At 65.5% G+C, this 24,254-nt stretch carries 23 protein-coding genes and 1 tRNA gene; 6 read left to right on the top strand and 18 right to left on the bottom strand.

The window, feature by feature from the left end; genetic code table 11:
- Positions 1 to 38: 38 nt before the first annotated feature.
- The 4 genes from F4827_RS01670 to F4827_RS01655 form a co-directional block, all read right to left on the bottom strand.
- Positions 39 to 263 carry a hypothetical protein gene (locus F4827_RS01670; RefSeq protein WP_183720459.1) on the bottom strand — a complete coding sequence of 75 codons (225 nt, stop codon included), beginning with the start codon at positions 261 to 263 and terminating at the stop codon, positions 39 to 41.
- 280 nt (positions 264 to 543) lie between these two features.
- Positions 544 to 618: transfer RNA gene (locus tag F4827_RS01665), tRNA-Gly, on the bottom strand.
- Between the two features lie 108 nt (positions 619 to 726).
- Positions 727 to 1,290, bottom strand: a complete 564-nt coding sequence (locus tag F4827_RS01660; protein WP_183720462.1) for a YggT family protein — start codon at positions 1,288 to 1,290, stop codon at positions 727 to 729.
- Between the two features lie 87 nt (positions 1,291 to 1,377).
- Positions 1,378 to 1,698, bottom strand: coding sequence for an EthD family reductase (locus F4827_RS01655; protein ID WP_167066689.1), 321 nt, complete (start codon positions 1,696 to 1,698; stop codon positions 1,378 to 1,380).
- A 692-nt stretch (positions 1,699 to 2,390) separates the two neighbouring features.
- Between F4827_RS01655 and F4827_RS01650 the strand changes: the two genes are divergently transcribed.
- Complete coding sequence (locus F4827_RS01650) at positions 2,391 to 2,552, top strand: hypothetical protein (protein ID WP_167336019.1); 162 nt, start codon at positions 2,391 to 2,393, stop codon at positions 2,550 to 2,552.
- Positions 2,553 to 2,948: 396 nt separating this feature from the next.
- The gene (locus tag F4827_RS01645) at positions 2,949 to 3,260 is read left to right on the top strand and encodes a hypothetical protein (protein WP_167066686.1); all 312 of its coding nucleotides are present in this window, start codon (positions 2,949 to 2,951) and stop codon (positions 3,258 to 3,260) included.
- A gap of 142 nt (positions 3,261 to 3,402) precedes the next feature.
- On the opposite strand, the gene F4827_RS01640 is transcribed toward F4827_RS01645, so the two are convergent.
- From F4827_RS01640 to F4827_RS01630, 3 genes are all read right to left on the bottom strand, one after another.
- A complete protein-coding gene (locus F4827_RS01640; protein ID WP_183720465.1) occupies positions 3,403 to 4,077 on the bottom strand; it encodes a LysE family translocator in 675 nt (224 codons plus the stop codon).
- Between the two features lie 124 nt (positions 4,078 to 4,201).
- On the bottom strand, positions 4,202 to 5,674 hold the full coding sequence (locus F4827_RS01635; RefSeq protein ID WP_183720468.1) for an NAD-dependent succinate-semialdehyde dehydrogenase: 1,473 nt from the start codon (positions 5,672 to 5,674) through the stop codon (positions 4,202 to 4,204).
- A 130-nt stretch (positions 5,675 to 5,804) separates the two neighbouring features.
- The gene (locus tag F4827_RS01630) at positions 5,805 to 7,406 is read right to left on the bottom strand and encodes a UbiD family decarboxylase (protein WP_183720471.1); all 1,602 of its coding nucleotides are present in this window, start codon (positions 7,404 to 7,406) and stop codon (positions 5,805 to 5,807) included.
- A 576-nt stretch (positions 7,407 to 7,982) separates the two neighbouring features.
- Here F4827_RS01630 and F4827_RS01625 point away from each other — a divergent pair.
- Positions 7,983 to 9,200, top strand: coding sequence for a transglycosylase SLT domain-containing protein (locus tag F4827_RS01625; protein ID WP_183720474.1), 1,218 nt, complete (start codon positions 7,983 to 7,985; stop codon positions 9,198 to 9,200).
- 115 nt (positions 9,201 to 9,315) lie between these two features.
- Here the strand turns inward: F4827_RS01625 and F4827_RS01620 are convergent, their stop codons facing one another.
- The 4 genes from F4827_RS01620 to ribBA all read right to left on the bottom strand — a co-directional run bounded on the left by F4827_RS01620 (position 9,316) and on the right by ribBA (position 12,819).
- A complete protein-coding gene (locus F4827_RS01620) occupies positions 9,316 to 10,509 on the bottom strand; it encodes a pyridoxal phosphate-dependent aminotransferase (protein ID WP_183720477.1) in 1,194 nt (397 codons plus the stop codon).
- Between the two features lie 112 nt (positions 10,510 to 10,621).
- Positions 10,622 to 11,056, bottom strand: a complete 435-nt coding sequence (nusB, locus tag F4827_RS01615) for a transcription antitermination factor NusB (protein WP_027817474.1) — start codon at positions 11,054 to 11,056, stop codon at positions 10,622 to 10,624.
- On the bottom strand, positions 11,053 to 11,565 hold the full coding sequence (gene ribH / locus F4827_RS01610) for a 6,7-dimethyl-8-ribityllumazine synthase (protein WP_027817473.1): 513 nt from the start codon (positions 11,563 to 11,565) through the stop codon (positions 11,053 to 11,055). Before ribH ends, nusB begins: the two co-directional genes overlap by 4 nt.
- Positions 11,566 to 11,658: 93 nt before the next feature.
- Positions 11,659 to 12,819 (bottom strand): bifunctional 3,4-dihydroxy-2-butanone-4-phosphate synthase/GTP cyclohydrolase II, encoded by a 1,161-nt coding sequence (gene ribBA, locus F4827_RS01605; RefSeq protein ID WP_183720480.1) that lies wholly within the window; start codon positions 12,817 to 12,819, stop codon positions 11,659 to 11,661.
- Positions 12,820 to 13,038: 219 nt separating this feature from the next.
- Here ribBA and F4827_RS01600 point away from each other — a divergent pair, with 219 nt between their 5' ends.
- Together F4827_RS01600 and F4827_RS01595 are read left to right on the top strand one after the other, a co-directional pair.
- A complete protein-coding gene (locus F4827_RS01600) occupies positions 13,039 to 13,320 on the top strand; it encodes a type II toxin-antitoxin system RelE/ParE family toxin (RefSeq protein ID WP_183720483.1) in 282 nt (93 codons plus the stop codon).
- 12 nt (positions 13,321 to 13,332) lie between these two features.
- Positions 13,333 to 13,638: a HigA family addiction module antitoxin gene (locus tag F4827_RS01595; protein ID WP_183720486.1), complete on the top strand. Its 306-nt coding sequence runs from the start codon at positions 13,333 to 13,335 to the stop codon at positions 13,636 to 13,638.
- Positions 13,639 to 13,684: 46 nt separating this feature from the next.
- On the opposite strand, the gene F4827_RS01590 is transcribed toward F4827_RS01595, so the two are convergent.
- The 5 genes from F4827_RS01590 to F4827_RS01570 all read right to left on the bottom strand — a co-directional run bounded on the left by F4827_RS01590 (position 13,685) and on the right by F4827_RS01570 (position 20,046).
- Complete coding sequence (locus tag F4827_RS01590) at positions 13,685 to 15,511, bottom strand: ABC transporter ATP-binding protein (RefSeq protein ID WP_183720489.1); 1,827 nt, start codon at positions 15,509 to 15,511, stop codon at positions 13,685 to 13,687.
- 459 nt (positions 15,512 to 15,970) lie between these two features.
- The gene (locus tag F4827_RS01585) at positions 15,971 to 16,606 is read right to left on the bottom strand and encodes a riboflavin synthase (protein WP_183721334.1); all 636 of its coding nucleotides are present in this window, start codon (positions 16,604 to 16,606) and stop codon (positions 15,971 to 15,973) included.
- A gap of 41 nt (positions 16,607 to 16,647) precedes the next feature.
- On the bottom strand, positions 16,648 to 17,811 hold the full coding sequence (ribD, locus tag F4827_RS01580; RefSeq protein WP_183720493.1) for a bifunctional diaminohydroxyphosphoribosylaminopyrimidine deaminase/5-amino-6-(5-phosphoribosylamino)uracil reductase RibD: 1,164 nt from the start codon (positions 17,809 to 17,811) through the stop codon (positions 16,648 to 16,650).
- 92 nt (positions 17,812 to 17,903) lie between these two features.
- The gene (gene hemL, locus F4827_RS01575; protein WP_183720496.1) at positions 17,904 to 19,238 is read right to left on the bottom strand and encodes a glutamate-1-semialdehyde 2,1-aminomutase; all 1,335 of its coding nucleotides are present in this window, start codon (positions 19,236 to 19,238) and stop codon (positions 17,904 to 17,906) included.
- A 226-nt stretch (positions 19,239 to 19,464) separates the two neighbouring features.
- Positions 19,465 to 20,046, bottom strand: coding sequence for a hypothetical protein (locus tag F4827_RS01570; protein ID WP_260174841.1), 582 nt, complete (start codon positions 20,044 to 20,046; stop codon positions 19,465 to 19,467).
- A 248-nt stretch (positions 20,047 to 20,294) separates the two neighbouring features.
- Here F4827_RS01570 and F4827_RS01565 point away from each other — a divergent pair, with 248 nt between their 5' ends.
- Positions 20,295 to 21,530, top strand: coding sequence for a Bcr/CflA family multidrug efflux MFS transporter (locus tag F4827_RS01565; protein ID WP_183720499.1), 1,236 nt, complete (start codon positions 20,295 to 20,297; stop codon positions 21,528 to 21,530).
- 88 nt (positions 21,531 to 21,618) lie between these two features.
- Here the strand turns inward: F4827_RS01565 and F4827_RS01560 are convergent, their stop codons facing one another.
- Both F4827_RS01560 and pgl read right to left on the bottom strand, forming a co-directional pair.
- A complete protein-coding gene (locus F4827_RS01560) occupies positions 21,619 to 23,535 on the bottom strand; it encodes a bifunctional transcriptional regulator/glucokinase (protein ID WP_183720501.1) in 1,917 nt (638 codons plus the stop codon).
- Entirely contained in the window at positions 23,516 to 24,217 is a 702-nt protein-coding gene (pgl, locus tag F4827_RS01555) for a 6-phosphogluconolactonase (protein ID WP_183720504.1), read from the bottom strand. Before pgl ends, F4827_RS01560 begins: the two co-directional genes overlap by 20 nt.
- Between the last annotated feature and the right edge of the window lie 37 nt (positions 24,218 to 24,254).

The raw sequence follows: 24,254 nt of genomic DNA, 5'->3' as shown, positions 1-24,254 counted from the left end.
TGACGCGCCGCTGGGCCAGGCTGCTTGCCCGTTTCTGGTCAGTCCGACGAGATAGTGATGTGCATCGACGCCGGATCTTTCAGCTCGAACACGCTGACGCGTCCGGCGCGCACGTCGAACAGCAGGCGCGTGAGAGCGGCAACGCGCTCCTGCTGACGCTGGGCGTTGGCAACTGACGGGTCGTCGTTTTGGGCCAGCAGTGATGTGCGCACTCTCACGATAAGCGCAACCGCACTGCGGCGGGACATGAAAAATCGTTCCATCGATGACGCCTGCGTGCGGGCACGCAGGGGAAAAACGCGGGTGGTTGGCCGAGGATCGGGTCGCGCCGATCATGTGGATCGAAATCGGATCAAACCTGGATCGAGCCATGTAAACAAGATGCTAGCGCAACGACCGATCGACGCGCAGCGAACTGCGCAAGCATGCCGAAAGCCGGACGCGCGAAGGCATCGGCGGAAAGCCGCGGATTTTGCTAAAGCAGGGAGCAGGTTTGGCGCTTGATACCGTTTCGTCACGACGACGAAGAGCGGCGAGGAATACTGGAGCGGGCGATGGGAATCGAACCCACGTCATCAGCTTGGGAAGCTGAGGTAATGGCCATTATACGACGCCCGCAGAGCGCGCCATTTTACGCGGTTTTCGCCGGCTTGCGCAAATTCGCGCAATCTGAAAAACCCGGCGACGCGATTTAAACGATGATTCTACGATCCGGTCAGACCCGGATCAGATGCCGAACAGCGTGAGCGAAACCGCCGCGCGCGTGACGATCATCAGCAGCACCTGGACGATCACGAACAGCAGGATCGGCGAAAGATCGAGGCCGCCGAAGTTCGGCAGGATCCGGCGCAGCGGGTTGAGGAACGGCGCGGTGACCTGGAACAACACCGGCATGGCCGGCGAGCGCGGGTTCAGCCACGACAGCAGCGCCATCAGAATCGTGAGCCAGATCAGCAGGTTGAGCGCCCACTTGACGAGCGTGAGCACCGCGACGATCAGCAGCGTGGGCAACAGGCCGAGCGGATCGACCCCCACCAGCCACACCATCAGCAGCACGTAGACGACCGACGCAAGCAGAGCGGCAACGATGCTCGCCCAGTCGACGCCGCGCACGCCCGGAATTACCCGGCGCAGCGGCAGTACGAGCCAGTTGGTGGCCTGCTGGATGGCGTGCGTGACCGGGTTGTAGGGCGGCACGCGAACGAACTGGAGCCAGGCGCGCATCAGCAGGGCGGCGCCGAACAACGTGAAGATCGTGTTGAGCAGAAAACGGGCGATATCGCCGAACATCGGAGTTTTTTCCTTCTTTTGGTGAATGACGGCACGTGATGGCGCGGCCAGGCGCCTGCACGCGTGCGATGGCTCGCGGCGCGCGGATCAGACCGTGATCTTGATCTCGCTGATGAGGATCGTGCCGTTGCCGCCGTCGGTGTAGTTGGGAATATCGTCGATGAGCACCTTGTCGTGGGCGGCGAACACCGCGTAAAAGGCGTCGAGCGTTTCGAACAGGAAGTGCCCCGTCGCCACATAGGGCGGCGGTGTACCCGGCGGCCCCGCGTTGATGCCGATGTCGACCGACCAGCCCTTGCAGGCGTCGCCGAACAGTTGCGCCGCGAGCGGCATGTGCCGCGTCACGTAGTACTCGCTGTCGAACCGGCCGTTTTCCCGATACGGATAGAGGATGCTGACCTTGATCATTGTGCGTTCTCGTCGATGAATCCCTTAAGCGTGCGCCCCGTGCCGCCTTGCGCCGACATCTGCGCGCCGTTGCCACATTACCACGGCTTACGCCTTGCCAGTATGGGTGCAGGATGGCGGCTGCCCATGGCACGCGCACATGATTCTGACAGGCTTCCGGGTAAACCGTTACAGTGGTTTCAATGGCCGTCCGGCGCGCTGTGTCGCGCAGTGTTCGCTGACGTACCGAAGCACAGCGCATGGTCCGGCTAAAAAGGACGCGAGGGCATATCGGCGTCAGCCCAAAAAAGACAGGATGGCTGCCGCCGGCAGAATTGATGACGAACCCGTGGCACGGGTTCTGCTGCGCGAACTTGGGCGCGCAAGGAAGGGGTCTCGATCGCAGGTCGCAGCCGGCACCCGGAGAAGCGGGAATTCGCCTGGCGCGCGCGATACAGGCCGGGGGCGAACTGTCCGACCCGCAGCGTGACTGGCCCAGGGCCGCCGCTGCCATGTTCGCTGAGCACGTTGCACGTGCGACGAACAGGTCCCGGACGTTATGTCCCGCGCACGCGGCTATCTCGCTACACCGCGTTCGGCGCTCGCGCGATCTGCGCACAATGGTTTCCATGACTACGGTTTTCCCGGCTCTTTTCTGTTGCTGTCTTGCAATTGGGCTGTTTCCTGTCGGTACAACGATTCGGGAGGTCACCATGAGCATTTTTGCTTACCGTAAGCATCTGCGGTTTCTCACCCCCCATCAGCGTCGCCGTTGGTGGGATCAGAAGAAGCGTCTCACGCCACGCGTGCAGATCAGCGGCGCCTACGTTCCGCCGAGCGTCTCACGCGAATTCGCCTACGTGAAAGTCGGCTAGCGTTCGGCATCCCGATTCGATCCGACGAAGCCCGGTCCTGGCACCGGGCTTCGTCGTTTACGGCTTCGCGCTCGTGAAAGGCCATACGCCGCGACCAATTTGTAATCAAACATTACCTACGTATGAGGGGCCTTGGCTGACAGCGCCGGTAACTCTGACCGGGCGAACGCCATGCGCCGCCGCCAAGCCGCCTGGCGGCGCGATACGGCGTCATTTGGGGGCCTTTTTGTCGGAAATGTTTTATCGGCCTTTATTGCGGCGCATCCCATACGTATAAGGCAATTGCAATTTGCAACAAATGGCAACCATTGGCGAGGGCGCTTTTGGATAGAGTCATTACGTGGGCAGTGCCCGTCATGTGGAGCGACGCCTTCGTCGGCCGCCAGGAGAAGAGAAGTGAAAAAGACCGTTTCGTTTATCGTTGCCGCAGCGCTGGGTGTGGGGCTCGTCAGCGCAGCGCAGGCGCACGTTTCGGTGGGTATCGGCATTGGCATTCCGGTCGCACCGGCATATCCCGTCTACGCAGCGCCGGTCTATGCGCCGCCGCCCCCGCCGGTGTACTACGCACCGCCGCCTCCGGTGGTGTACGCGCCGCCGCCCGCAGTGGTGGTTGGCGGATACGGTGGTTATGGCTACTACGGCCACCCGTATTACCACCATGGCTATGGTTACTACCACGGCTATCACGGTGGCTGGTATCGCCGTTAAGTTTTGAGGGTGAGGCGGCGGATGGCGGGGGCCATCCGCCTGTCTTGTCAGTTCGTTGATTGTTTGGATCTGCAAAGGCGCAACGCCGGCTCTCGCCGCGTTGCGCCTTTGTCGTTCCGGGAGCGAAACCGACGGCCGTGACTCAGGACGCGCCTGGGCTTTGAACGATCAGATCGCGATAGCCATTCACGATCACGCTATAAGAAAACCACGCGAAAAGCAGTGCTGAAAGCACGTGACACGCGCGCAGCAGGCCGGTGCCTGCGCGCTTGCGACCGTGGCTTGCAAGACCGCAGAGAAAGAGCGTCCAGCCAAGCCCGCCGAGGAAGAATCCCGACAGAAATAGCGCCGCCGATGCCGCGCTCGTCGCGCCCGATTTGGCGATGAGTGCGCCGCCCACGGCCGCGAACCAGAGAATCGCGCTAGGCGACGACACGGCCAGCAGCACGCCGCGCATAAAGCTGCGCCAGGGGTTCGGCAAGGGCGAGGCGCTGTCCGCCTCGCCTTCGACCGGAGGCGCTTTGGCCGGATTGAGCGCTTCGCGCGCCATTTTCCATGTGAGCATCAGCAGCACCGCCGCGCCGCCAATCCATACCACCCAGCGCACCGCATCGAACTGCAGCAGCGCCGCCATGCCGGCGAGCGCGAGCGCCGCGTAAATCAGATCGCCAAAACACGAGCCGAAGCCGAGCCAGAAGCCCGGCCGGAAGCCGTGCGAAAGCGTGAGCGAGATAATCGCGACATTGACCAGACCGATGTCGAGACACAGCGAAAGCGACAGAAAAAAGCCGTCTGAAAGCAGAGAAACGTGAGACATAAAGCGGAATTTGTTGTTGTCGTGCGCCGCGCGCGGCTGCATCCGAAGCATGCCCAAAGGGTGCCCAAAGCGTGCTCGAAGCGAACCGCGCGGCAAGATCCTGCAGGTTCAGCCAGGCATCGGCTCACACGCCGATGCACAGATATTTCAGTTCGACATATTCGTCGATGCCGTACTTCGAGCCTTCGCGCCCAAGCCCCGACTGCTTCACGCCGCCGAACGGCGCAACTTCGTTCGAGATCAGCCCGGTATTGATGCCCACCATGCCGTATTCGAGCGCTTCGGCCACGCGCCAGACGCGGCCGATATCGCGGCTATAAAAGTAGGAGGCGAGGCCGAATTCGGTGTCGTTGGCGAGTTCGATCACTTCGGCTTCGTCGCTGAAGCGGAACACGGCCGCGACTGGCCCGAAGGTTTCTTCGCGCGCGATCAGCATGTCGCGCGTGACTTCGGCAAGCACTGTGGGCTCGACGAAGCGGCCCTCGGTCACGTGGCCGCCCGCGACGAGTTTCGCGCCCTTCGCCGTGGCGTCTTCGACGTGTTTCGCGACCTTGGCCACCGCATCGTCATCGATCAGCGGGCCTTGATTCACGCCCGCGTCGAAGCCGTTGCCGACCTTGATCCTGCGTGAGGCGGCCGCCAGTTTTTCGATGAATGCGTCATAGATCGCGTCGTGCACATAGAAGCGGTTCGTGCACACGCAGGTCTGCCCGGCATTGCGATATTTCGAAATCACCGCGCCTTCGACGGCGGCATCAATATCCGCATCGTCGAACACAATGAAGGGCGCGTGGCCGCCCAGTTCCAGCGCAATTTTCTTCACCGTCGGCGCGCATTGCTGCATGAGGATGCGACCCACCGGCGTCGATCCGGTGAATGAAAGATGGCGCACGACGTCGCTTTCGCAGAGCGTTTTGCCGACTTCGATCGAATTCGCCGAATCGGCGGTAATCACGTTGAACACGCCCTTGGGCACGCCCGCGCGCTGCGCGAGTTCGGCCAGCGCCAGCGCGCACAGCGGCGTCTGTTCGGCAGGCTTGACGACGATCGTGCAGCCGGCCGCAAGCGCCGGCGCCACCTTGCGGGTGATCATCGCGATCGGGAAATTCCAGGGCGTGATGGACGCGCACACGCCAATCGGCTGCTTGAGCACGACCAGCTTTCGATCGGCGGCGGGGCTGGCGAGCACGTCGCCGTTCACGCGCTTCGCTTCCTCCGCGAACCATTCGAGAAAGGACGCGCCGTACAGCACTTCGCCGCGTGCTTCGGCGAGCGGCTTGCCTTGCTCGGCGGTCATGATCGCGGCGAGGTCGTCGGCGTGCTCGATCACGAGGTCGTACCAGCGGCGCAGCACGGCGGCGCGCTCCTTGCCGGTTTTCGCGCGCCAGGCCGGCAGCGCGGCGTGCGCGGCGGCGATGGCGCGGCTGGCCTCGGCCGCGCCGAAGTCCGGCACGCGGGCGATTTCGGCGTTATCGGCGGGATCGAGCACGGCGAAAGTCGCCGTACCGCCGCTCCATTCGCCGTCGATCCAGGCGCGCGTCTTGAAGAGGGCGGGGTCCTTCAGCTGGGTCAGGCGTTCGGATGCCAACTGGCTCATCGTCGTGTCTCCTCTATGCATGAGCGCTGCGGCTCACGGCGAGCCACAGCGGGCGCGGCGTCGCAAAAGGCGTCGCGGATGAACGACAGGGCGCGCGCCGCGGCTCGTCATGAGTCGCGGCGCGGCGCACTCAGGCGCGGCCGAGTCCGAGTTCGTCGTAGAGACGGTCTATGCGCATTTTCACGTCCTGACTCATCTCGATGGCCTGGCCCCATTCGCGGTCGGTTTCGCCGGGCCATTTGTTGGTGGCGTCGAGGCCCATTTTCGAGCCAAGACCCGCCACCGGCGAGGCAAAATCGAGATAGTCGATCGGCGTGTTTTCGACCAGCACGGTATCGCGCGCCGGGTCGATACGCGTGGTGATGGCCCAGATCACTTCCTTCCAGTCGCGGATATCGACGTCCTCGTCGACCACGACGATGAACTTCGTATACATGAACTGGCGCAGGAAGCTCCATACGCCGAACATCACGCGTTTGGCGTGCCCGGCGTAGCTCTTCTTCATCTGCACGATCGCCATGCGATAGCTGCAGCCTTCGGGCGGCAGATAGAAGTCGGTGATCTCCGGAAACTGCTTCTGCAACAGCGGCACGAACACTTCGTTGAGCGCGACGCCGAGCACGGCAGGCTCATCGGGCGGCTTGCCGGTATACGTAGAGTGATAGATCGCATCGCGGCGCATCGTGATGCGCTCGACGGTGAAGACAGGGAACCACTCCTGCTCGTTGTAGTAACCGGTGTGGTCGCCGTAAGGGCCTTCGAGCGCGTGCTCGTAGGCGGCGCTCGCACCCTTCACCGGGCGCGGCGGCGCGCCTGCCGGAGCGGGCGAGGCTGCGCCTTCCGGCACGCTGTCAGCCGGATAGATGAACCCTTCGAGCACGATCTCGGCGCGCGCGGGCACCTGCAGCGTGTCGACGCCCGGCGTCAGACATTTCGCGAGTTCGGTGCGGCCGCCGCGCAGGAGACCCGCGAACTGGTATTCGGACAGCGTATCGGGCACCGGCGTGACCGCGCCGAGGATCGTCGCCGGATCGGCGCCGAGCACCACGGCCACGGGATAAGGTTTGCCAGGATTGCGCAGCGCGAATTCGCGGAAATCGAGCGCGCCGCCCCGATGCGCGAGCCAGCGCATGATGAGCTTGTTGCGGCCAATCAGCTGCTGACGGTAGATGCCCAGATTCTGTCGCGTCTTGTTCGGCCCGCGTGTGACCGTGAGGCCCCAAGTGATGAGCGGACCGGCGTCGCCGGGCCAGCAGGTCTGGATCGGCAGCTTCGCGAGATCGACATCATTGCCCTCCCAGACGATCTCCTGGCAGGGAGGCGCGCTCACCGTCTTCGGCGCCATGTCCCACACGGCCTTGGCGAGCGTGAAGAGCTTGCCCGCGTCTTTCAGGCCACGCGGCGGCTCGGGTTCCTTGAGCGCGGAGAGCAGGCGGCCCACGTCGCGCAGCGATTCGAGCGCGGCGGCATCGCCTGCGCCGCCATGGTCCGTTGCGCCCGCATCGATACCCATGCCGAGCGCGACGCGCCGCGGCGTGCCAAACAGATTGCCGAGCACAGGGAACGCATGCGTCTGGCGATTCTCAAACAACAATGCCGGACCGCCGGCGCGCAGCACGCGGTCGCACAGCTCGGTCATTTCCAGCACGGGAGAGACGGCCTGCGGCACGCGGCGCAGTTCGCCAAGCGTCTCCAGGCGACCGACGAAGTCACGTAAGTCTTTGTATTTCATCAGGATAGGGTCGGAGCCGCAGCGCGCGGCACAGCAGGAGTCAGGGCCGGAGCCGAAGCTGAACGAAATCGATTGTCGATTTTACCTGCGTTGCCTGGCGCACGCTGGCGGCAGATCCGCAAACTCGCCGCAGACGCGCGCACCACGCGGGTTCGCCCGGATTGAACACCGTTCATTATTACAATTAGTTATAGATTTGACGTTCTATAGTGTTGACGGTCTATAAATCCCTGCTAGAATTCGCCGACATTGGTTGCAGGGCTTGCAATTTTAACCATCGTCCCGGTCCTGCAGACGCAACGCGTCGCCGTTAGCCGACTCCCTGCACGGCTTTGCACGGTCTAGATTGGTTGTCCTCGCCGGCGCCCTTGCGCCGGCTGTTCGCGTGCGAACCCCCACGCGCCGCTCACGGCGCGTCTGCTGTTCCTGAGGGGTTCCACCCACGGCGTACTTTGCCGTTTTCCCGACGCCGCTGCCGCACCAGCCAGGGCGCGCGGCGTCTTGATCCTGCGATTGGCCTTCGGCCTCGCGCCGAGTTTCGCTCGCCGGATCATGCACCATGGGGAGATCTGTTAGATGAATACCTGGTTATCGTGGTGGCGCGCCGATGAGCGTCTCGCTCTTGGCTTGCGTGCGCTGCTGCGCCGCGGCACGCGTCTGAGCCATCACCTGTTCAGCATCGTCGGCGGTTGCGCCGTTGTGCTCGCGCTCGCCGTGTGGCTGCTGCCCACGTGGCGCGGCACACTCGCCGCGCGCATGATGCCCTTCGTTTCCGCTGCCGTGCAGGCGGGTCCCGCCCGTCTGCTGCAAGGCAATCCGCTGCCGTCGCTGATGCCCTCGGGCGCAGCGTCCAACGACGACAACAACCCTGCCGATGGCGCGACCCTGCCCACGGCGCTCGTCCCCGACACCGGCCTGCCCGGCGCGGGCATCACCCCGGCCGGTTCGAACGGCGCGGTGGCTCATGTGGCCAGCAGCGTCTCGAACGGCGGCATGGCCACGCTCGACGCGGTCACGCTCAATGGTCTGGACCCGCGTTCGCTGCCGAGCGTCGGCACGCTGGCGCGTATGATTCCGGCGCAACGCATCACGCCTGACGCCCGCGATGACCGCGTGCTCGTCTCGGCGCGCGAACAGGCGCTGGTCGCCACCTATCTCTCGCGCCGCTACCGCGTCGCGCAGGAACCGGTGGGCGAACTCGTCAAGGCTGCCTTCGACACGGGCCGCGAAGTGGGTCTCGATCCGCTGCTGCTGCTCGCCGTGATGGCGATTGAATCGGGCTTCAATCCGTATGCCGAAAGCGGCGTGGGCGCGCAAGGGCTCATGCAGGTCATGTCGAAGGTGCACTCGGACAAGTTCCAGTACTTCGGCGGCCAGAGCGCGGCGCTCGATCCGCTCGCCAACATCAAGGTTGGCGCGCTGGTCCTGAAGGACTGCATCGCACGCGGCGGCTCGCTGCCCGGCGGTCTGCGCCTTTATGTCGGCTCGACTTCGCCGGACGACGGCGGCTACGGCGCCAAGGTGATGGCCGAGCGCTCGCGTCTGCGCGATGTGGCTCGCGGCCGCAATGTGCCGATCAACGCGCCGCAGGCGCCCACGACCACGACGGCCAGCATCGCTGGCACGCAGAAAGTGGCGAGTGTGACGGGCCCGAACGGCGACAAGCGCGTGCATATGACGCTCGACGGTGCGCATGCGCTGATGGAGAAGACTTCGGCCTCCTCGTCGCCCTCGCAGGACGATGCGAGTACCGGCGGCGCGGCTGCGAAGCATGGGCCCGAGCTTGGCGCTTGAGGCTTGAGGCCTGAGGCGTGATTCGGGCCGAGGCCACAGTGAAGACCGGACGTAACGAAAAAGGCACCCTCGGGTGCCTTTTTCCATTTCTGCTTCTGTACGACGTTTGCGCCGTCTAGCGCTCGAACAGGACGCGCAGTCGCGCGACGGCTTCTTCCAGCCGCTCGTAGGCGGTCGCGTAGGACAAGCGCACGTACTGACGCGGCGCAGCGACGCCGAAGTCCATGCCCGGCACCATCACCGCGCCCGCTTCGTGCAACATCGCGCGGGTGAGCGCGTCGCTGTCACCGGCGGCGGGGTGGTTGACGTTCGTGCAGTCGGCGTAGACGTAGAACGCGCCGTCCGGCATCACGGGCACCGTGAAGCCAAGCGATTCGAGCGCGGGCGCGATGAAATCGCGGCGGCGCTTGAATTCCAGCCGGCGCGCTTCGTAGATCTTGAGCGTATCGGGCTCGAAGCAGGCGAGCGCCGCATGCTGGGCGAGCGCCGAGGCGCAGATGAAAAGATTCTGCGTCAGCTTTTCGAACGCGCCGACCAGCGAAGGCGGCACCACGAGCCAGCCCAGACGCCAGCCCGTCATATTGAAGTACTTCGAAAAACTGTTGACCGTCACCACGTCGTCGCCAAAGGAGAGGGCGCTGACGGGCGGCTCGCCATAAGAAAGGCCCTGGTAAATCTCGTCGACGATGGTGAAACCGCCGCGCGCACGCACGCTCTTCACGATGCGCTTGAGTTCCTCGGGTTCGATCGAGGTACCGGTGGGATTGGACGGCGAAGCCAGCAGCACGCCGCGGGTGCGGGGCGTCCACAGACGCTCGACGTCGGCGGCGGTGAGCTGGAAGCGGGCTTCGGGGCCGCTCGGCACGAGCACCGGCTTGCCTTCCGCGGCAGCCACGAAATGCCGGTTGCACGGATAGGAGGGGTCAGGCATGAGCACTTCGTCGTCGCGATCGACCAGCGCCGTGCAGGCAAGCAGCAACGCCGCCGATGCGCCCGCGGTCACCACGATGCGCGCCGGATCGATCGTCAGCCCGTACGCGTGCTGATAGTGCGCGGCGATTGCCTCGCGCAGCGCGTGAATGCCAAGCGAATTGGTGTACTGCGTGACGCCTTTGCGCAGCGCGGCCGCTGCGGCTTCGACCACAGGCTCGGGCGCCGTGAAATCCGGCTCGCCGATGCCCATGTGGATGATGTCGCGCCCGGCGCGTTCAAGCTTCGCGGCTTCCTTCGCCAGTTCCATGACGTAGAACGGCTGGATCGCGTCGACGCGTGCGGCAAGCCGCAGGAGCGGTTCGGCAACGGTGTTCATGCTTGGGGAATTCCGGTACTGGCGGCCATGACGCGCGCCGGGGCGGGCGCGGACCTGATGGCCCGGCTCCGCGCCAGCTGCGTCATGACGCGCGATCAAGAACTACAACGACTTACGACTTGCGGGCGTTCTGGGCTTCGGTGGCGCGCAGTTGCGCCGCAAGCTTGTCGAGCACGCCGTTCACGTACTTGTAGCCATCCGAGCCGCCGAAGGTCTTCGTGAGTTCGACGGCTTCGTTGATGACGACGCGATACGGAATATCGACGTGGTGCTTGAACTCGTAGGTCGCGACCAGCAGCACGGCGCGTTCGACGGGCGAAAGCTGCTCGATCGGACGGTCCAGACACGGCGCGATTGCGCCGGACAGTTCGTCCGCTTCACGGATCACGCCGTGCAGCAGCGTGTCCAGATGCTCGTGGTCGGCTTTGTCGTAGCCCTGCGAACCGCGCAATTGCGCATCAATCTCGCCGGCGGGCACACCCGACAGCAGCCACTGATACAGACCCTGCGTGGCCAGTTCGCGGGAGCGGCGGCGCGCGCTCTTCATTGCTGTTCCTCTTCGTCTTCTTCGTCCTCGTCGTCGTCGCCGCCGTCGAGTTGTTCCAGCGCAACCGTCAGGTTCGCCATTTCGACTGCGACGCGTGCGGCGTCACGACCCTTTTCGGTCATGCGCGCGACGGCCTGCTCGTCGTTTTCGGTGGTCAGGACCGCGTTCGCAACCGGCACGCCGAAGTCGAGCGCGATGCGCGTGATGCCCGCGCCGCTTTCGTTCGAGACCAGTTCGAAGTGGTAGGTTTCGCCGCGCACGACCGCGCCGAGCGCGATCAGGGCGTCGAACTGGCCGCTTTCGGCGAGCTTTTGCAGCGCCAGCGGGATTTCCAGTGCGCCCGGCACGGTGACGAGCAGCACGTCTTCGCCCGTCACGCCAAGGCGTTCGAGTTCTTCGATGCAGGCGTCGGCGAGGCCGTTGCAGACGGGTTCGTTAAAGCGCGACTGGACGATGCCGATGCGCAGTCCGTCGCCGTCGAGGTTCGGTTGGTATTGTCCGATTTCCATGTGGTATCCGTAAGTTCGGTTGAGCGTGGTGACGCGTGAAAATGGGGCGTGCGGTGCGGCGTAGTGTATGTCAGCGAGTCAGCGATGCCGACTTTACTGCGCCGCGCGCTCGGTCGATTCCGGCGGGCAGGGCGCTTCGGTCTGGCTGCCCGGCATCGGCACGAAGCCGGTGACTTCGAGGCCGTAGCCCGACATGCTGCCGAGCCGGCGCGGCTTGGAGAGCACCTGCATGCGGCCCACGCCGAGTTCGCGAAGGATCTGCGCGCCGACGCCGTAGGTCTTGAAATCCACGGGCCGCCGTGCGAGCGCCTCCGCGCGCTCTTTCTGGTCGAACGCCTTGAAGACGTCGACCAGATGTTCCTTGCTCTCGCCGCAGTTGAGCATGACGATCACGCCGAGATCGCGTTCGGCGATCTCGCGCATGGCGGCGTCGAGCGTCCACGAGTGCGTGGACGAGCCCGTTTCCAGCAGATCCAGCAGCGAGATCGGCTCGTGCACGCGCACGGGCGTATCGGCCTGCGGCGAGGGCGTGCCGCGCACTAGCGCGATATGCGGCGTACCCGTCGGGCGATCGACATACATGATCGCGCGGAAGGCGCCGTGGGCCGTCTGCATGATGCGTTCGCCCACGCGTTCGACGATCGACTCCGTGCGGCTGCGATAGTGAATCAGATCGGCGATGGTGCCGATCTTGATGCCGTGCTCTTTCGCGAACTCCATGAGGTCGGGCAGGCGCGCCATCGTGCCGTCGTCCTTGATGATCTCGCAGATCACCGAGGCGGGCGTGAGGCCCGCGAGCGCCGTGAAGTCGCAGCCCGCTTCCGTGTGGCCGGCGCGCACCAGCACGCCGCCAGGCTGGGCCATGATGGGGAACACGTGGCCCGGCTGCACGATATGTTCGGCGCGGGCGTTGGGCGCCACCGCCGTCTGGATCGTGCGCGCGCGGTCGGCGGCGGAAATGCCCGTGGTGACCCCTTCGGCCGCCTCGATGCTCACCGTGAACGCGGTGCCGTACTGCGTGCCGTTGCGCGAGGTCATCAGCGGCAGATTGAGCAGCTTGCAGCGCTCCTGGGTGAGCGTGAGGCAGATCAGCCCGCGCCCGTACTTCGCCATGAAGTTGATGGCTTCGGGCGTGACGAATTCAGCCGCGATGACGAGGTCGCCCTCGTTTTCCCGGTCTTCTTCGTCAACAAGGATCACCATCTTGCCGGCTTTCAGTTCGGCGATGATCTCAAGAGTGGAGGCGAGCGTCATGATGGGATTCTGGCTGGAAAGCGCACATTTTACGCCACGCGGGCGGGCGCGTCGCCCAGAACGGGGGCGAGTCGGCGGCTTTTGGATGCGGCGCGGCCGTCCGGAACGCGGCGCGAGGGGGCGTGGCCCGCTCCCGCATTGGCCGAACGGCTGACTGGGCGGAGCGTGGCGTCGTCGCGACAATAGTAACGTTTGACGTTATTAACGTGAGGCGTTATTATGGCAATCACATCATTTGCTTGCCGCGACACCGCTGCATTATTCGCTGGTCGTCGCGTGAACCGGTTCGGGGCAATCGAAAAGGTCGCTATGCGCAAGCTTCAGCAGATCCACGCGGCGTGCACGCTGTCTTTTCTGCGCGCGCTGCCGGGCAACCGGCTGGAGTCGTTGGGCGGCGATCTTGTCGGCGAATACAGCATCCGTATCAATGCGCAATGGCGCATCTGCTTTGGCTTCGCCGTGGGCGAAGCTTCGCAGGTCCGCATCATCGACTACCACTGAAGGAGCATGACCATGGCCCGCGAAGTCCCGCTCGCCACACCGGGAGAAATCCTGAACGGAGACTGGCTCAAGCCGCTGGGCATCAGCCAGTACGCACTTGCCAAGGCGATTGGCGTACCGCCGCGCCGCATCAACGAAATCGTGCTGGGCAAGCGCGCGATTACCGCCGATACGGCGCTGCGCCTCGCCGTCTACTTCGGCACCGACGCGCGCAGCTGGATGGAACTGCAGGCGCACTACGACACCGAACTCGCGCGCGAGACGCTCGCCGATGTGCTGGCCGCCATTCAGCCCCACACGCGCGTCAAAGCTGCCTGAAACTGCATCGGCGCGCGCATGCAGGTGCGCGCAAAGGACCGCACGCTCAGCGCAGCATCACATCGTCGGCGAGACCTTTGGTCAGTTCCAGCGCCTGGCGCTCGAACAGACGCCGGTACAGCCCGTTCTCGCGGCGCACGAGTTCGTCGTGCGTGCCTTCTTCGGCCACGCGCCCGCGCTCCAGCACCAGCAGACGGTCGAGCGAGCGCACGGTCGAAAGCCGGTGCGCCACCACGACCGTCGTGCGGCCTTGCATCAGCCGCTCCATCGCCTGCTGGATCAGCACTTCGCTTTCGCTGTCGAGGCTGGAGGTGGCTTCATCGAAGATCAGGATCGGCGCGTTGGCGAGGAACGCCCGCGCAATCGCCACGCGCTGGCGCTCGCCGCCCGAGAGCTTCACGCCGCGCTCGCCCACCAGCGTGTCGTAGCCGCGCGGCAGCGCAATGATGAAGTCGTGCGCGCTCGCCAGCTTCGCTGCGTGCATGATCTCGGCGTGCGTGGCGCCCGGGCGCGCATAGGCGATGTTCTCCGCGAGCGTACGGTGAAACAGCACCGGCTCTTGCTGGACGATGGCGATCTGCGAGCGCAGCGACGCTTGCTGCACCCGCGCGATATCCTGGCCGTCGATCGTGATGCGGCCGTCCGTTGCGTCGTACAGGCGCTGGATCAGCTTGATGAGCGTCGTCTTGCCCGATCCCGAATGACCCACCAGCCCCACGCGTTCGCCTGGTGCGATGCGCAGATTCAGATCCGTATAGAGCGGCCGCTCCAGCGCGCCGTAGCGGAACGTCATGTCCTCGAAGCGGATGTCGCCGCGATCGATCACGATGGGCGGCGCGCCAGGCATGTCCTCGATGCCGAGCGGCTGGGCGTCGAGCATCACCAGCTCTTCCATATCGTTGACCGAGCGCTGCAGATTGCGCACGTGCATCCCCACATCGCGCAGATAGCCCTTGAGCAGAAAGAACAGCGTGAGCGCGAAGGTGATGTCGCCCACGCTCGCGAGCCCGCGCGCCCACAGCATCAGCGCCGCGCCGAGAATCGCCGCCTGCATCGCCACCAGCAGCGCGCCCTGCACGCCGCCGTTGAAGGTGCCGCGCCGCCATGTGCGCCGCGTGCGGCTGTCCCACTTGTCGATCACGCGCGCAAGCCGCGCTTCTTCGCGCGCCTCTGCGCCGAAGGCTTTCACGACGGGATTGCAGGACACCGCATCCGCGAGCGCGCCGCCCATCTTTGTGTCCCACTGGTTCGCCAGACGCGCGGACGGCGCGACATAGAACAGCGAGAGCGAAACCGTGATGGCGAGATAAATCGCCGAGCCCGCGCCGACCACGAGCCCCATTACATGCCACTGCACCGCGAGCAGCACGGTCGAGCCCACCAACATCACGAGCGACGGAAACAGCGCGACCAGCAGCGTGTCGTTGAGCAGGTCGAGCGCCCACATGCCGCGCGTGATCTTGCGCACGGTGGAGCCCGCGAAACTGTTCGCGTGCCAGTCGGTCGAGAAGCGTTGCACGCGATGGAATGCGTGCGTGGCGACTTCGCCCATCATGCGCAGCGTGAGCACGATGATGTTCTGGAACGCGGCCTGGCGCATCAGCGTGCCCGCGAGGCCGAGCGCAGTGAGCGCCGCGAACGCCATGACGGCCGCATGCCACGCGGCGGCGTTGCCGTTCGCGTCGTGCGCGAGCGCATCGACGAGCTGGCCGGCATAGTGCGGCGTGAAAACGTCGGCGAGCGCGCCGAGCAGGGCGGTAAGCGCGACCGCGCTCACGCGCCACGGCTGGCTCGACCAGTGCCGGAAGGTAAAGCCGAGCACCTTGCGAAAGGTGTGGCCGCCGGAAACGGATTGTTTGTCTTGATCTGTCATGGACAGCTTGCTCCGGTCGCGAAAACCGGAGACTTCCCTGAAGAAGAGGAATGTAAAGGCGCAACAAAAAGCGCAAAGCGACAGCAGCGCATTCCGGCATGACAAGCCGGACGCAAAACCACGAAACAATCGCTGGAAAGTGGCGCAGCCAGAATTGACGGCTGGCGCCGCGACAACCTAGGGCCGCGGTCGGCGCGCTCGACGGAGCATGCCAGCGGCACCGCCAGCGCCACGAGACATCACCCAAACCGGCGGCATGACAGCGGCCATCTCGATCGTTGCCATCTTTGCCTCCTTGACAAGTTCGGGTGAAAGTAGAGTGCGGCCAGCCGGGGCAGGCCGCGAGAGGAATAGTCTGAATATTAGCAGCGCTATGGATCTTGCGCTTGCAGACCGCGCGCCGCGGGAACGGTGCGCATGCGGCGCTCGGTCCGCGCTCAATCCGCCCTCAATTTGCGTTCAATCCTGTGCCGGCGTTTGCTTCGCGCCAGCCGAGAGCATCCGCTCCACGTAACGCGCGATCAGATCGATTTCCAGATTGACCTTGGCGCCCGCCACGAGATGCTTGAGCGTTGTCACTTCGACGGTATGCGGGATCAGGTTGATCGAGAACTCGCAGCCATCGGCGCGATCGTCCACCGAATTCACCGTCAGGCTCACGCCATTGACCGTGACCGAGCCCTTGTAGGCCAGATAGCGACCGATTTCCACGGGCGCGAGGATGCGCAACTCGTGCGATTCGCCAACGGGTGCGAAACGCGTCACCGTGCCCAACCCGTCGACGTGGCCCGACACGATATGGCCGCCCAGGCGGTCGTGCGCGCGCAGCGCCTTTTCGAGGTTCACCTCGCCGGTATCGGCCAGACCCACGGTGCGGTTCAGGCTTTCGCGCGAGACGTCGACGTCGAAGGTCGTCGCGGTCTTCGCAATGGCCGTCATGCACGCGCCCTGGATGGCGATGCTGTCGCCCATCTGCACGTCGTCGAGGTCGAGGCCGCCCGCGTGGACGGTGAGGCGCACGCCCGCGTCGGCGTCGTTGCCCAGCGGCTTGATCGATTCAATGCGGCCCACGGCCGCGACGATTCCGGTAAACATCTGGCTGTCCTTGATAGATTCGTTCAGTACGTTCGTGAGATTCATCGTGCGTCCTCCAGCGTGCCGGGCGCGCCATCTTCGGCGCTGTCCGCGCCGTCGTGCGGCACGAGGCGCGCAAGAATGCGCAGGTCGTCGCCCACGCGCTCGACCGAGTGGAAGTTCAGGCGCGTGCGTGCGTCGAGCGTGGCCGGTGCGGCCAGATCGGCCATGCCGAGCGACTGCGTGCCGAGCAGCGAGGGCGCGAGATAGACCAGCAATTCGTCCACACAGCCTTCGCGCAGCAGCGAGCCGTTGAGCTTGTAGCCCGCTTCGACGTGCAACTCGTTCACGCCGCGCGCGGCGAGTTCGGCGAGCATCGCGGGCAGATCGACCTTGCCGTGCTCGTTGCCGAGCGCGACGATTTCCGCGCCGCGCGCACGCAGCGCATCGGCGCGTTCTTCATTGCTGGCATCGAGCGACGCGCAGAACACCAGCGTGGGCGCGCCCACGAAAATCTGCGCGAGCGGCGAGGCGTCCAGGCGGCTGTCGATCAGCACGCGTTTGGGCTGGCGCGGCGTATCGATCGCGCGCACGGTCATGCGCGGATCGTCTTCCTTCACCGTGCCGATGCCGGTGAGGATCGCCGAGGCGCGTGCGCGCCAGGCGTGGCCATCGGCGCGTGCGGCTGCGCCGGTGATCCACTGGCTTTCGCCCGAGGGCAGGCCGGTGCGGCCGTCGAGCGTCGCGGCCACTTTCATGCGCACCCAGGGACGCTTCCTCGTCATGCGCGAAACGAAGCCGATATTGAGTTCGCGCGCCTCGTTGGCGAGCAGGCCGCAGCGCACGTCGATGCCTGCATCGCGCAGGATCGACAGGCCGCGCCCGGACACCAGCGGGTTCGGGTCTTCCATCGCGGCGATCACGCGCGCGACCTTGGCTTCGATGAGCGCGTTCGCGCACGGCGGCGTGCGGCCGAAGTGGCTGCACGGCTCCAGCGTCACGTAGGCGGTCGCGCCGCGCAGGTCGTGGCCGCGCGCCCGCGCGTCCTTCATCGCCTGGATTTCGGCGTGATCGAAACCGGCGGGCTGGGTGAAGCCTTCGCCGATCACTGCGCCGTCCTTGACCAGCACGCAGCCGACGCGCGGGTTGGGATCGGTCGTGTAAAGGCCGCGCGTCGCGAGGGCGAGCGCGCGCTCCATATGAACGAAATCGGATTGCGAGAACATCGTCGAGCTTTTCTCCGCGGCGGCGGTCGGTGGAACCGGCGAGGCCTGTGTGCCTTTGCCTCGCCTGCGGCTTTTTCTAAAGCGCTTCGCGCTTATTGCCCAGCGAAAGCGCGGCGCGCGGCGGCGATGGTTTCGTCGAGGATCGCGTCGTCATGCATGCTAGACACGAAGCCCGCTTCGTACGCCGACGGCGCGAAGTACACGCCCGCATCCAGCATCTGATGGAAGAAGTGGTTGAAACGCGCGACGTCGCTCTTCGTGACTTCGGCGAAGCTGCCCGGCACTTTTTCCGCGAAGTAGAGGCCGAACATCGCGCCCACCGAATCGGCGACGAAGGGCACGCCCGCTTCGCGCGCGGCTTGCGTGAGACCTTGCGTCAGACGTGCGGTCTTCGCGGCGAGGTTCTCGTAGAAACCCGGCGCCTGGATCAGTTGCAGCGTCTTCAGACCCGCCGCCACGGCGATCGGGTTGCCCGAAAGCGTGCCTGCCTGATAGACCGTGCCGTTGGGCGCGAGGTGATCCATGATTTCGCGTCGGCCGCCGAATGCCGCTGCCGGCATGCCGCCGCCGATCACCTTGCCCAGACACACGAGATCGGCCTCGACGTTGTAGAGCGCCTGCGCGCCGCGCAGGCCCACGCGGAAGCCGCACATCACTTCGTCGAAAATCAGCACGCTGCCGTGCTTGCGCGTGAGCGCGCGCAGCGTGTGGATGAACTCCGGCGTGGCCTTCACGAGGTTCATATTGCCCGCGACCGGCTCGATGATGACCGCTGCGATTTCATCGCCGAACGCCTTGAACGCTTCTTCGAGCGCCGCGACGTTGTTGTATTCGAGCACCGTGGTGTGCTTCGCGGTATCGACCGGCACGCCCGCCGAGGTGGGGTTGCCGAACGTCAGCAGACCGGAACCTGCCTTCACGAGCAGGCTGTCGGCGTGGCCGTGATAGCAGCCTTCGAACTTCACAATGCGGTCGCGCTTCGTGTAGCCGCGCGCCAGACGCAGCGCGCTCATGGTCGCTTCGGTGCCGCTCGACACCATGCGCACCTGTTCCATCGACGGGACGATCTTGCAGATTTCCTCGGCGATCTCGATTTCGGCTTCGGTCGGCGCGCCGAACGAGAAGCCGTTGGCCAGCACCTTCTGCACGGCTTCGAGCACTTCCGGATGCACGTGGCCGACGATCATCGGGCCCCACGAGCCGATGTAGTCGATGTAGCGCTTGCCTTCCGCATCCCACATGTACGGTCCTTGCGCGCGCTCGATGAAGCGCGGCGTGCCGCCCACCGAACGGAACGCACGCACGGGCGAATTCACGCCGCCCGGGATGGTGCGCTGCGCGCGCTCGAAGAGGGCTTCGTTGGTGACCTGGTTCGCGGCCTGATGCGTGGCCTGGTTCGTGGCCTGGGTGCTGGAAGTGGAAGACATGAGTGCTGGACCTGCGAGAGTGGTATCGGATGTCGGCGCTGTCTGGAGTGCCGCAAGGGTGCCGCATGATGCGCCCGGCTGCCACCGGACCCGCGAAATGGCGGGCCGTGGGCGAGGGGCGTGGTGCCTGAAATTGTACCGGACTCGCGCGGAACGGGCCGGCGGGGCCGGGGGCCGGACTGGACGGCGCGGCGCGCGCCGGCCGCTCCGGCGAGCGTCCGGCCGATCAGGTGGCGCTGCGCGAGACCGTACGCTTGCTCGCGGCGGCCAGGCGCGGAGTCTCTTTTGCCGCTTTCGCGTCTTGTTGCGCCTGCGCGAGGCGCGCATCCTCCGCCGCATGCATCGCCGCGACGGCCAACGCCGGCATGGGCCGCTTGCCGGTCAGTTCGGCCCAGCGCTTTTCCAGCGCGCCCAGCGCAATCGGCTTGATGACGGTGCCCGAACTTTGCGCATCCCACGTCTGCACCGACCAAGGATGCGCGCGCAGCGCATCGCGCCCGATCACAACTGCGCCGCTCGCGTCCACGAGCCAGTCGTAGACGAAGTCGATACACAGGCGATAGCCGCGCTTGTACGCCGCATCGGGCACCTCATAGGGCCCGCGCGTGACGTAGCCGGAGCCGAACAGGCCGCGCGGCTCGGCGGCGAGGCGATGCAGGAACACGCGGTCGCCGGGCAGGATGCCGCGCGCGAAGCCGCAACCCCACGTGTCGGTGACGGTTTCGCCCGCCTGCACGCGGCGCGCGAAGTCGGGCAGTTCGGGCCAGGGCCACTTTTTGGGGCTCCAGATCAGCAGATAGGCGCTCATTCGGGATCGAGGCGGGTGGTGCGTTGCTTGCCGCGAGGCAAAGCGCGCAGCTTAGCGCATGGCGGGCCAGACTGGTCCCGTCCGGCCCCATCAGGCCCCATCCGGTCCCCCCCCCCGCGTAAGGCAAATGTAGCGCTCGGGTACAATGCATGGGCTTCATGGCCGCCGCGCCGCGCGGGGACTTCATGCCCGCACAACCCGCACGCGGTCCGCTCCCAGCCGATTTTCCAGCCGCAGTTTTCGAACTCATGTCCCATTCCCCGCGACGCCGGCCCGATGGCCGGCTGATCCTGTTGCTCGGTGCGCTTGCCGCCTGCGGCCCGATCGCCACCGACATGTACCTGCCAAGCCTGCCCGCCATCGCCCAGTCGTTCGGCGTGACGGCGGCGGCCGCCGCAGCGACGCTCACCAGTTTCATGGCCGGTTTTTCGATCGGCATGCTGCTGTACGGCCCGATGTCCGACGCCTACGGCCGCCGTCCCGTGCTGCTCGGCGGCATTGCGCTTTTCACGATTGCGAGCATCGCGTGCTGGCTCTCGTGGTCCGTGGGCGAACTGGCGATCGTGCGCTTTCTGCAGGCGCTTGGCGCGGGCGCGGCTTCGGTGCTCGCGCGGGCCATTGCGCGCGATGCGCACGAACCGTCCGACGCCGCCAAGGTGCTCTCGATGGTCGCCATCGTCACGTCGATCGGCCCGCTGCTCGCGCCCTTGATCGGCGGCCAGTTGCTGCTGCTTGGGGGCTGGCGCATCGTGTTCGTCGCGCTCACGCTGTTCGGTCTTGCGTGCGGCGCGGCGGCGTGGCTGCGCGTGCCCGAAACCTGGCCCGCCGAAAAGCGCGAAAGCGCCGCCGTGCTGCGCTCATTCGCGGCCTACGGACGGCTCTTGCGCGACCCGCTGGTCTGGGGCCATATGCTGTGCGGCGGCATGGCGTTCGCGGCGATGTTCACCTATATCTCGGCCACGCCCTTCGTCTATATCGAATACTTCCACGTCTCGCCGCAGCACTACGGGCTGTTCTTCGGCATGAACGTGTTCGGCATCATGCTCGGCAATCTTCTGAACACGCGCTTTATCGGGCGGCTCGGCACGCTGAAGATGGTGTCGATGGCGTCGACGGTGAGCTTCGTCGCATCGCTCTTCGTTGCGCTCGTGTGCGTGACGGGGTGGGGCGGCTTGTGGTCGATCGTGTTTGGCCTGTTCTTCGTGGTGAGCGTGGTGGGCTTGCTCGGTGCGAACTGTGCGACCGATCTGATGTACCGGTATCCGAAGAATGCGGGCGCGGCCGCCGCTGTGTTCGGCGCGGCGCAACTGGGCCTGGGCGCGTTCGCAAGCGCCGTGGTGGGCTGGTTTCCAGGTGTCTCGCCGTTCGGCATGGGCTGCACGATCGGCACTTGCGGTCTGCTGACGTGGCTGGGCCGTCGCATCGTCGTGAAATGGCATGGCCATCCCGCGCCAGGCGCGGCGGCTGCAGCGCCAAACACCTGAGCGCTGCACGTTCGCCGATCTGCCAATGAAAACGGGACGCCTGAGCGTCCCGTTTTTTATGCCGAAGCCAGATTGTCGTATTCGCGCTTTACTCGCGCGGCGAGGACGAAGCCCCGTGGCTCAGCCAGTCGAGCACCGCGGACGTATCGTCGTCGGCCTGTTCGCGTGCCTGCGCCACTGCGCTGCGCACGTCGTTATCGGGCGAGGCGCGACGGATCGCGACGCCCACGGCCAGGATGTCGATCATCAGCAGATGCAGGATGCGCGAGATCATCGAAAGCTGCGACTCGCGCATTTCGATGTGATCGGTCTCCAGCGCCACGGTGGCGCGCCTGGCGAGCGGCGTGTTGCTCGACGTGATGGCGATCACCTTCGCGCCCGCCTGCATGGCCACGTCGAGCACGCGCAGCAGTTCCGGCGCACGGCCCGACTTCGACACCGCCACGATCACATCGCCCTTGCCAAGCAGCGCAGCGGAAGCGGCCTGCATGTACAGATCGCCGTAAGCGATGGTCGGGATGCCGAAGCGGAAGAACTTGTAGTGCGCGTCCTGGGCGACGATGTGCGAATTGCCCAGACCGTAGAACTCGATGCGCCGTGCGCCGTTGAGCAGCGAAATCGCCTGCTCGACCTGATCGAAGTTCAGGTGTTCGCGCAACTGCAGGATCGCCGATACGGTGTTGTCGAGCACCTTCGCACCGAAGTCGGTGGCCGTGTCGCCCAGATGCACCTGGCTGTGGCTCACCGGAATCGTGCCGGTCAGGCCGGTGGCGAGCTTGAGCTTGAAGTCCGACAGACCCTGGCAGCCCAGCGAGCGGCAGAAGCGGATCACGGTCGGCTGGCTCACGTCGGCCTTGCGCGCGATATCGACGATCGGATCGTTGATGATCGAGCGCGGGTGATTGAGCGCGAGATCGGCCACGCGGCGCTCGGCGGGCGTGAGCGCGTCGCGCATCTGACGGATGCGCTCGAACACCGCCGACGATCCGCCACCCGCGCGGTTCGAGAGTTGTTCCGCGAGAATCGCCGAAACCCCCAGAAACGCCGGGTATTCCGCCGTGATCACATAGGTGGGCACGTTGGAGAGATAGACGTCGAAGCGGCCCTTGGCCTCGAAACGCTGGCGGAACGAGGAGCGCATGAACAGCTCGCCCAGACGCCCGACCACGCCGCCGCCGATATAGATGCCGCCCAGCGCGCCGAGCGTCACCGCGATATTGCCAGCGAAGCTGCCAAGAATGCCGCAGAAGACTTCGACCGTTTCCAGCGCGAGTTCCTCGCCTTCGTGCGCGCGCTTGACGACTTCGGCCGGGCTGATATCGGCGCTGACTTTCTTCTTGTCGCGTGCGGCCAGCGCGCGATAGATCAGCTCGACGCCAGGCCCCGCGCAGACGCGCTCGAACGACACATGCGGCCACTTTTTGCGTGCATATTGCAGCACGATATCTTCGCGTTCGTCCTGCGGCGAGAAGCTGGCGTGGCCGCCTTCGCTGCCCAGCGCGATCCAGCGGTCGTCGGCGGGAATCAGGCCCGAGACGCCCAGACCCGTGCCCGGCCCGAGCAGGCCGATCACGCTGTTCTGGCGGCGCTGGCCGCCGCCCACCTGAACGCGCTGCGCGTCGGTCAGACCCGGCAGCGCCATGGCGAGTGCGGTGAAGTCGTTCACCACCAGCAAGGTGTCGAAGCCCAGCGCGCGGCGCGTGGCTTCGATCGAGAAGGTCCAGTCGTGATTGGTCATGCGCACCTGGTCGCCGTCGACCGGATTCGCGATGGCAATCGCCGCATGATTGACGCGGCCGATCTTCGTGTCCTTCAGATACTGCTGGATCACCTCGGCGACGCCCGGATACTGCGCGCACGGATACACGCGCACCTGGCCAATGTCGCCGGGCGCGGTTTCCAGCGCGAAGCGCGCGTTGGTGCCGCCGATATCGGCGAGCAGTCTCGGTCCGTCGGCGTGCTGGCCCGCGCCGGAGGCGGATTTGTTAGGCGCACCAGTAGACATCGAGTCTCACTCCCTTGTCGTTCGCCAGCCTGGAGATGGCGTTGTTTTGTTCTGTCGCGGCCGCCTGTTGCAGCACGTCGAGCTTGCGCTGTCCCGCGATCAGCAGGAACAGGCGGTCGACCTGGCGCAGGGCCTGCATCGACCACGACACGCGCGCATGGGGCGCTGCCTGCGGATGCACGGCCACGAACGGGCGCGCGGTGGTGATGGCCTCATGCCACTCGGGGGCATCGGCGAAGATCGAGGCGGTGTGGCCGTCCTCGCCCATGCCCAGTACAGCCACGTTCGGCACGAGGCGTTGCGGGTCGGCGTTGAGCGCGGCGACGTGGGCGTCGAGATCCTGCGTCACGTCCACGAGCGGCAGGAAGCGCGCGTTGGCGGCTGCGTGCTGGAGCAGCGTTTCGCGCACGAGGCGCGCGTTGCTGGCCGCATCGCTTTCGGGCACCCAGCGGTCATCGACCAGCGTGACGTCGGTGTGGGTCCAGTCGAAGCGATGCGTCGACAGGTTTTCGAGAAACGGACGCGGGCTCGTGCCGCCGGAGACGGCGAGCGTCGCGCGGCGCGCACCGGTGCCGGGCGCGGCTGCAAGAGCGGTGAGCGACGCATGTAGCGCGTCGCCCACGGCTCGCGCCAGCGCGTCGGATTGGACGCGCGGGTCGTCGAATACGTGAAGCTCGATCACTTCTCCTCCAGGCTGCTTTTTTGTAGGTGTTCGGGGT

Source organism: Paraburkholderia bannensis, from assembly GCF_014200455.1.
Classification (GTDB): domain Bacteria; phylum Pseudomonadota; class Gammaproteobacteria; order Burkholderiales; family Burkholderiaceae; genus Paraburkholderia; species Paraburkholderia bannensis_A.
The sequence above is the reverse complement of the archived record's forward strand: the minus strand, read 5'-3'. Positions and strand labels throughout refer to the sequence as shown.